At 50.2% G+C, this 8359-nt stretch carries 6 protein-coding genes; all 6 read right to left on the reverse strand.

What is annotated here, in order from left to right:
• Nucleotides 1–190: 190 nt before the first annotated feature.
• The gene (locus tag APA10_RS08770) at nt 191–676 is read right to left on the reverse strand and encodes an HPP family protein (RefSeq protein ID WP_050923578.1); all 486 of its coding nucleotides are present in this window, start codon (nt 674–676) and stop codon (nt 191–193) included.
• A 50-nt stretch (nt 677–726) separates the two neighbouring features.
• A complete protein-coding gene (locus APA10_RS08775; protein ID WP_160160616.1) occupies nt 727–1440 on the reverse strand; it encodes a peptidylprolyl isomerase in 714 nt (237 codons plus the stop codon).
• A 150-nt stretch (nt 1441–1590) separates the two neighbouring features.
• Nucleotides 1591–2295, reverse strand: coding sequence for a respiratory nitrate reductase subunit gamma (narI, locus tag APA10_RS08780; RefSeq protein WP_035366587.1), 705 nt, complete (start codon nt 2293–2295; stop codon nt 1591–1593).
• Nucleotides 2292–2987, reverse strand: coding sequence for a nitrate reductase molybdenum cofactor assembly chaperone (narJ, locus tag APA10_RS08785; RefSeq protein ID WP_003631022.1), 696 nt, complete (start codon nt 2985–2987; stop codon nt 2292–2294). The genes narI and narJ overlap by 4 nt, the downstream gene beginning before the upstream one ends.
• A 2-nt stretch (nt 2988–2989) precedes the next feature.
• Nucleotides 2990–4522 carry a nitrate reductase subunit beta gene (gene narH, locus APA10_RS08790; RefSeq protein ID WP_035366585.1) on the reverse strand — a complete coding sequence of 511 codons (1533 nt, stop codon included), beginning with the start codon at nt 4520–4522 and terminating at the stop codon, nt 2990–2992.
• A gap of 52 nt (nt 4523–4574) precedes the next feature.
• Complete coding sequence (locus APA10_RS08795; protein WP_003631019.1) at nt 4575–8276, reverse strand: nitrate reductase subunit alpha; 3702 nt, start codon at nt 8274–8276, stop codon at nt 4575–4577.
• Nucleotides 8277–8359 lie beyond the last annotated feature (83 nt).

Genomic DNA, 8359 nt, shown 5'->3' on the forward strand with positions numbered 1-8359 from the left:
AATAGAATCATACAGAAGACCTCAAAACCAGGGGGTTTTTAGAACCCTCCAGGTGTTGTTGTTCCTGACAAAACATTCGTGCCTGTCATCGCAAACAAAATTGCGAATTAAACAAAAAACACCCGGCGCTTTTTTGTGCCGGGTGCCCTGACTGTAATTAAGTAATCCTATTAAGCTGTAAAAATTTTTCTTATTTTTTATATGCCATAAATTTTTGAAAAACTTCAGAAACGGTAGTCGAAATAATAACACCTATACATATTACGCTAATAGTTTTTATATCTGAATGAAATCCGCCCAAGCTCAGCAATAATGTTGTTGCTGCTGCGGGAGGATGATTTGCTTTACAAAGGCCCTGCCCCAAGACTGTCAGGGATATCGCCAGGACACTCGCAGCCATACGGTTCCAAGTAATGTGGTCAATACTCATAGCAGCGGGGGCTGCCAAAGCGTCAAATATCCACAAAGAGAACACCGCAGCAATGATCCCGATTGCATGCCCTGCCAGTGTGTTCCAAACTCTTGAAGCGTCCTGTTGTGGCGTAACAATATGCATAAAAATAGTTGGCCCCAAACTAGGAAAAAGCAATGGGTAATGCGTAAAATACGCTAATGCCCCCATGACGCCTGTAGAGACCAGAACGGCAAATGTTTTAAAAATTATTTCCAAAATCATAAAAGCCCTCAGATTGTTTAGCCCGCAAGATAGAAAGTATTGTTATACTGTCAGGAAGGTTTTTTCCCTGTGCAGTTTCCTCCATCGGGCCAACCGGTGCTGGATGCCTGCGCTGTTGTGCCAGAAAACAAGTCAAACCCTTTAATTCGCGCTTTAGAGGCAAGCATAGCAATGTAGTTCTGCACGCCCTGCTTCCAACTATTATCTTCAAGGAAAATCCGAATGCGCTGTTTTTCTTCTTTATTTAAAGCTTCGACTTTTAGCTCAGCAGGAAACTTTTTTAAAAGCTGCACAATATGCACGCCATATCGTGTTTCTATCAGACCATCATAGAATTCACCTTCTTGGACAGTTTGAAGGGCTTTTCTGAACTCTGGCAAAAGATCTTGCTCTTGCATTATGCCTAAATCCCCCCCTCTACTGGAGGAAGGACACTCTGAATAACGTGCTGCTACTTGTTCAAAATCTGTGGCGTTATTTTTCAGGTGATCCAGAAACTCTTGCGCTCTTTTTTGCGCTGTTTCCACTGAACCCGGCATAGATTTATCTGCATATACCAAAATATGCCGCACATGCATGGCGGGACCAGCCTGCATATGGGCAATATTGGAAGCACTCCAGCGCTCAAGCTCATCATCCGTTGGCGTTGGCACCTCGACCTCCCGCTCTAGCAAAGCCTGAATGAGCGCTTCATCGGTCAAACTGTCTCCGCTCTTAGTGTCGAGCTTTTTCCGGGCTTCATCAAGCAGGAGTGTTTTTACCACCAGCGCTCTTGCGGCATCATTCCACTGTGCCTGAAGAGACGCTGTTTTGTGGTGCGGCATTTCTGCCTGAACATCCTCCAATGAAATAGCGGTGTCATTTACAAAAATTGTGTGACCGGTTTGATTGGGAGAACTCATCATGTTCGGGGCTCACGTCTCATCATTAGCGACATGGTGATTCTGGCGGACAATCTGCCACCCCGGCCGAAAAACGTACCAGATAGGAGCAGAGATAACATGCACCAACCGGGTAAACGGCGTTAGCAAAAACAACGTCATACCGGTTACCAGATGTAGCTTGTAAACCCACGGGATAGTGGTGAGCAGATTTGGCAGGCCTGACCGGAATGTCAGAACACCCCGGCACCATTCCCCTAATATTTCCATTGTGTGCCCATCTGAATGCATCATGGAGTGTGGCAACCCAAGAATTCCGAGCCAGAGTTGCGCATAGACAAACAGAAGAATGAATAGGTCAGTTGGGCGGCTGGTGGCCTTGACGCGCTTGTTAAAGACACGGCGGTAAATAAGCCCTGCGCCACCAACAGCAGCGAACACTGCAAACACACTTCCGGCACCGACAGCCAGCAACTGGTGGGCGTGAGCACTCAGGCCCAGCATCTCAGTCAGTTGGGGCGGGGTCAGAAGCCCCGCAGCATGGCCCATCATCAACCCCAGCACACCAACGTGGAAGCTATTACTGGCCCACTTCAGGGTTTTTCTTTCAAGGAACTCACTCGACTCAGCGCGCCATGAAAACTGGCTTCTATCGAACCGCGCCCAACACCCGATGACAAAGACCGACAAACATAGATACGGATAGATTTGGAACAGAAAGTACTCGACCCAGTTCATGCTCTTGCCTTCCCATGATCCTTGCCTGAATAGCCAGCACACGCTGCGCTACATGCCGCAGGTGAGGAGGCATGATCGAACGTGACAGGTTTTTCTTCATACCGCATATCAAGGGTTGCGGGATCATCCATCACGGCTGTGTCTCTTAAATGCGCGTGCACGACTTCTTTGTCAGGAAGGCGTTTGGATTCTTCCTGTAAAATTTGGAAAATACCAGAATATATAGACCGCCTTTCTTGAAGTCTTCTGTTCAGAACTGCAAGAATATCCACTATTTCTGTCAGAAGCTCCTGTGTTTTCTGAGGGTCACACACAGACGCATACTCTAGATAGGCGGGAAGAAAGTCTGGTAACTCGTTCCCCTGCAAATCCAGACCGGCAGAACGATATTCCTCTAACAGATCCACCATTGCTTGCCCGCGCATACGGGAATCCCCATGCACATGCTGGAAAAGGTAGAGTGATAAGGAGGGGGACATATCGAAAAGCTGCACATACTGGCTTTGCGCATCCAGAAGTGGTGTTTTTTCAAGAAAAATCCTGATTTCTTCGAAAGCTTTTTTCTGTTCTATAGAGAGACTGGAAAGCGAAATCAGCGTGCCTAATTCTACACTTTCCTGCTTTATAAGTTCATCAGGGTACCGAAGAAAAATAGCGCTTAACTGACAGAGGAATGACAGAGACTGAGACATTGTTATCCCCCTTTCACCGTATGACGACGAATTTCCGGTCTTACACCCTGCTGCCCCCATAGGCTGAAGCGGCTTTTCCCGGAGGTTGTGCTCTGATTAAAATGAAAACCCGCGATGCCGCGCTGATGGTAAGGGTCTTCTGCATCTTCTTTATGCGCGGTTGGCACAACGAAGCGATCTTCATAATTCGCAATAGCCAGAAGACGGTACATGTCCTGAATTTGCTGCTCTGACAGCCCTGCCCCCTGCAAGAGAGAGGCGTCACGTACATTCTCAATCTGGAAACGGCGCATATAGGCCCGGAGCGCCAGCAGCCGGTTAAGAGCCGCTTTGACGGGCGCTTCATCCCCCGCAGTGAGCATATTAGCCAGATATTGGACCGGTATACGTAGGCTGTTGATATCTGGAATACCATTCAGGGTTTCCAGACTACCAGCAGAAGCTGCTTCCTGAATGGGCGACAAGGGCGGGATGTACCAAACCATAGGCAGGGTGCGGTATTCAGGATGGAGCGGAAAGGCGATTTTCCATTCCTTGATCATACGGTACACTGGCGAGCGTTGGGCCGCGTCAATCCATGCGTCAGGTATGCCGTCCCGACGTGCCTGCTCAACCACTGCCGGGTCGTGTGGGTCCAGAAAAAGGTCGAGCTGCTGCTCATACGCATCTTCAGGGTTTGTTGTAGCCGCAGCGGTTTCAATTTTGTCGGCATCATACAGCATGACGCCAAGATAGCGGATACGCCCCACACAGGTTTCAGAGCAGACGGTAGGCTGGCCACTTTCTATACGCGGATAGCAGAACACACATTTTTCTGATTTTCCTGTGTGCCAATTGTAATAAATTTTCTTGTAAGGGCAACCGCTGACACACATGCGCCACCCACGACATTTTTCCTGATCAACCAGAACAATGCCGTCTTCTTCCCTTTTATAAATAGCACCTGATGGGCATGATGCAACACAAGTCGGGTTAAGGCAGTGTTCACACAGTCGCGGGAGAAACATCAGAAAGCTATTTTCGAACTTTCCATATATTTCTTTTTCTACATCACGGAAATTATAGTCTTTGGAACGATGTTTAAATTCTGTGCCCAGAGACTCTTCCCAGTTCGGGCCTCGTTCAATTTTATCCATGACCTGCCCGGTAATACGGGAATACGGCCGGACAGACGTAACAACCTGCTCGCTTTTTTCGTTCTGCAATGCAGCGTAATCAAAATCAAATGGTTCATAATAATCGTCAAGTTGGGGCAGGTTTGGGTTTGCAAAAATTTTCGAAAGAATACGCCATTTTCCACCAATTTTAGGGCGGAGTGACTCTCCCTTTCCCAACTGCCAGCCGCCATGCCACAGTTCCTGATTTTCCCACTGCTGCGGAAAACCGACACCGGGTTTACTTTCGACATTGTTAAACCATGCGTATTCAACACCGTCACGGTTGGTCCAGACCTGTTTGCACGTCACACTGCATGTATGACACCCGATGCATTTATCGAGATTAAGAACCTTACCTATCTGCGCACGTATCTTCACGGTTACTTACCTATAATGCAGGGAGAAGCAGGAAAATTACTCAAAATCATCTTCATCCCTTCCCTTTTTCGGTGGTGTCAAACCAGTTCACATCGTTCATTTTACGTAAGAAAATAAATTCATCACGATTAGACCCAACCGGCCCGTAATAATTGAATGACCATGAAAGATGTGCATACCCACCCACCATATGGGTGGGTTTCATGACAACACGCGTCACTGAATTATGAATACCGGCACGCTTGCCAGTAATTTCACTACCCGGCACATTGGCGGTGCGCTCGGCCGCATGGTACATAAACGCTGCACCAGACGGAATACGCTGGCTGACAACAGCACGCGCCACCAATGTCCCGTTACAGTTAAAAGCTTCTACCCAGTCATTATCGACAATCTTGAGCCGTGTTGCGTCATCCTCACTAATCCAGACAACCGGGCCACCACGACCAAGTGTCAACATAATCAGGTTTTCAGCATAGGTGCTATGGATGCCCCACTTTTGATGAGGGGTCAGGAAATTCAGCGGGATAACCGGGTTTCCGTTATCATGCGCAGCCCCTAAGGCCTCTGGCGTTGAGTGTGTTTCAATAGGTGGCTTGTATGTGGCAAAGGTTTCCCCAAAGTCACGGAGCCAAGGGTGATCCTGATAAAACTGAAGCCGACCTGTTAATGTACGCCATGGTACATATTCGTGCACATTCAGCCAGTTAGCGGTGTAGGCTTCCTGCGTTGACGAGACACCGCTCCATACCGGCGAGTTTATGACCTGCCGAGGCTGTGTAATGATATCTGCAAATGTAATCCGGTCACCGTCTCTTCCGCCCAGACGGTGAGAAAGGTCACGCCCGGTTTTGTCTGAAAGAGACTTCCAGCTTCTGGCTGAAACTGCACCATTTGTTTCCGGTGCCAGCATAAGTACCGTCTCAACCGCATCGGTATCCTGAAAAAGAGAAGACCTCTCGGGATATTTCACTGAGACTGACGGATGTGTCTGCTTAAGTTCCTGTATCTCTGCTGTTGTATCCCACTGTAACCCGTGGTCTGCGTTCCCCTTCTTTTCCAAACCCGGACCTAACGTAATGTAGCGATCATAGACCTCATCATAACGTCTTGGCACAATAGCAATCTGGGGCATTGTCTTGCCCGGTACACCAGCTATCGGGTGCTCTGACCGCCAGATCTCGTCACCATAAGGCTGCGCCAGCTCGGCTGGTGTGTCTTTTTGCAAGGGTGACAGAACAACATCTGTTTCACTCTCCAACTGGCCTTTTGCCAACCGTTGGAACGTCTCAGCCAAACTACGGAAAATGCTCCAGTCCGTGCGGGCTTCCCATGCCGGGTCAACAGCAGCCTGCAGCGGATGAATAAACGTGTGCATGTCAGACGTATTCAGGTCTGATTTTTCATACCATGTTGCGGTTGGCAAAACGACATCGCTGAACATTGCTGTTGTGCTCATGCGGAAATCAATAGTTGTCAGAAGGTCCAGTTTTCCTTCTGGAGCCTTATCATGCCATTTTGCAAAATCCGGCCTCTGGTCACTATCCTCGTTCATGACATTGTTAGGCGCGCCCAACAGGTGCTTCATGAAATATTCATGTCCTTTGCCGCTGGCACCTAGCAAGTTTGACCGCCAGACAAACATGTTACGCGGCCAGTTCTCCGGTGCATCGGGGTCTTCACAAGCCAGCTTGATGGAACCGGATACAAGAGCGTCCTTCACATATGTTGCAGGATCCTGCCCACTTTGAGCGGCTTTTTGACCGAGCTGTAACGGATTGACCGCAAGTTGTGGCGCACTTGGCAGCCAGCCGCGTCGTTCAGCCTGAATGTTACAATCAAGCACGGTTTGAGGCCATTTTTCAGGCGAGGCCAGAGGTGAAAGCTGCTCCCTTGGTGTTAACTGCTCATAACGCCACTGGTCTGTATGTGCATAGAAGAAGCTTGTGCCGTTCATTCGGCGTGGCGGGCCGCCCCAGTCCCCCGCAAACGCGACTGGCCCCCACCCTGCGGATGGGCGTAGCTTTTCCTGCCCCACATAGTGCGCCCAGCCGCCGCCGTTCTGCCCTATGCACCCACACAGCATGAGCATGTTCAGAATAGCACGGTACGTCATGTCCATATTGTACCAATGGTTGAGGCCGGCCCCCAGAATAACCATGGAGCGCCCCTGCGTAGCTTCCGCATTTCGGGCAAAGCCGCGTGCTACAGCAATACATCTTTCACGCGGCACACCGGTAATGGCCTCCTGCCAAGCGGGCGTACCGGGCACATTACTCTCATAATCCGGCCACGCGGTAGCGTCCGCAGAAAGCCCATAATGTGCGGTCATTAAATCAAAAACAGTGGCGCACTGGACATGCTCGCCTGTTTTCAGGGCTATGCTTCGTACCGGAACCTTACGGGCATGAACTGGCTCGGCCTCATTCAAACCAAAGCGCCCGTCTCCACCAAAATATGGAAACAGTACTGTGGCCATCTCTCCACTCTCACCCAGAGAAAGAGACGGTGTTAAGGGCGCACCTGTTACGGCATCAAATGGTTCAAGGTTCCATTTCCCCTCGTTTTCCCACCGAAAACCGGCAGACCCGCGCGGCATAGCAGGGCAGGCCTGTTCCCGGTCCCAAACCAGAGGCTTCCAGTCAGCTTCTGTGGTGTGGTACCGGTCATCCGCCAGATCAGCCGCGCGGAGCAGCCTGCCGGGTTTCTGACCTGCATCGCTGGGGTCCAGGATCACCAGAAATGGAAGGTCTGTGTACCGGGTTGCATAGTCCTGAAAATAAGGGACCTGACGTTCAAGATAGAACTCACGAAGAATGACATGCACCATGGCCAATGCCAGTGCAGAGTCCGTTCCTTGGCGAGGGTGCAGCCATAAATCTGCAAATTTAGCGACTTCAACATAGTCCGGAGCAATGACTACACTTTTTGCGCCCCGATACCGTGCTTCTGTATAAAAATGAGCATCGGGTGTGCGGGTCATGGACACATTGGAGCCCCAGACCAGCAGATAGCCCGAATTATACCAGTCAAGACTTTCTGGCACGTCTGTCTGGTCACCAAATGTCTGAGGGGACGCGGGAGGCAGGTCACAATACCAGTCATAAAAAGACAGGCATGTTCCGCCAAGAAGGCTTAAATAGCGTGTTCCGGCAGCGTAACTCAGCATAGACATGGCTGGAATGGGCGAAAAGCCCACAAGCCTGTCAGGCCCCCATGTTTTGATGGTATGGATATTTGCTGCGGCAATCAGTTCGTTTGCCTCATCCCAAGACACCCGAACAAAGCCCCCCAGCCCACGCTGTGCCTGATAACTCTGACGGGCGACCGGGTCGTTTTGGATGGCTGCCCAAGCTGAGACCGCATCCAGCGTCTTACGTTTTTCGCGCCACAACTCAACCAGCCGTTTGCGCACCAGCGGGTAGCGAATACGGTTACTGCTATACAGATACCATGAGTAGCTTGCGCCACGCGGGCAGCCACGTGGTTCGTGGTTGGGCATATCTGGTCGCGTGCGCGGGTAATCGGTCTGTTGTGTTTCCCACGTGACCAGACCACTTTTAACATAGATCTTCCAACTGCAACTGCCGGTGCAGTTCACGCCATGCGTTGACCGGACAATTTTCTCACTCTCCCACCGGGACCGGTAGGTATCCTCCCATGCCCGGCTTTCATCTGTATTGACGCCATGGCCACCCGCAAACTTACCTTGATATTTTTTGAAAAAGAGAAGTCTGTCGATGAGTTGGCTCATAGGGTAATCCCCCCATTTTTAGTCGGGCGTTGAATGAGAATTCAGGCAGCTGTTTTTAGTTTCTGGGCGGGGGTTAGCCCGCT

The organism is Acetobacter pasteurianus subsp. pasteurianus LMG 1262 = NBRC 106471 (assembly GCF_000285275.1).
In the GTDB taxonomy this organism is placed as follows: domain Bacteria; phylum Pseudomonadota; class Alphaproteobacteria; order Acetobacterales; family Acetobacteraceae; genus Acetobacter; species Acetobacter pasteurianus.

What these genes read in the sequence shown, in the direction of transcription:
- APA10_RS08770 (WP_050923578.1), bottom strand. Translation starts at nt 676, where the DNA reads ATGATTTTGGAAATAATTTTTAAAACATTTGCCGTTCTGGTCTCTACA.
- narI (WP_035366587.1), bottom strand. Translation starts at nt 2,295, where the DNA reads ATGAACTGGGTCGAGTACTTTCTGTTCCAAATCTATCCGTATCTATGT.
- narJ (WP_003631022.1), bottom strand. Translation starts at nt 2,987, where the DNA reads ATGTCTCAGTCTCTGTCATTCCTCTGTCAGTTAAGCGCTATTTTTCTT.
- APA10_RS08795 (WP_003631019.1), bottom strand. Translation starts at nt 8,276, where the DNA reads ATGAGCCAACTCATCGACAGACTTCTCTTTTTCAAAAAATATCAAGGT.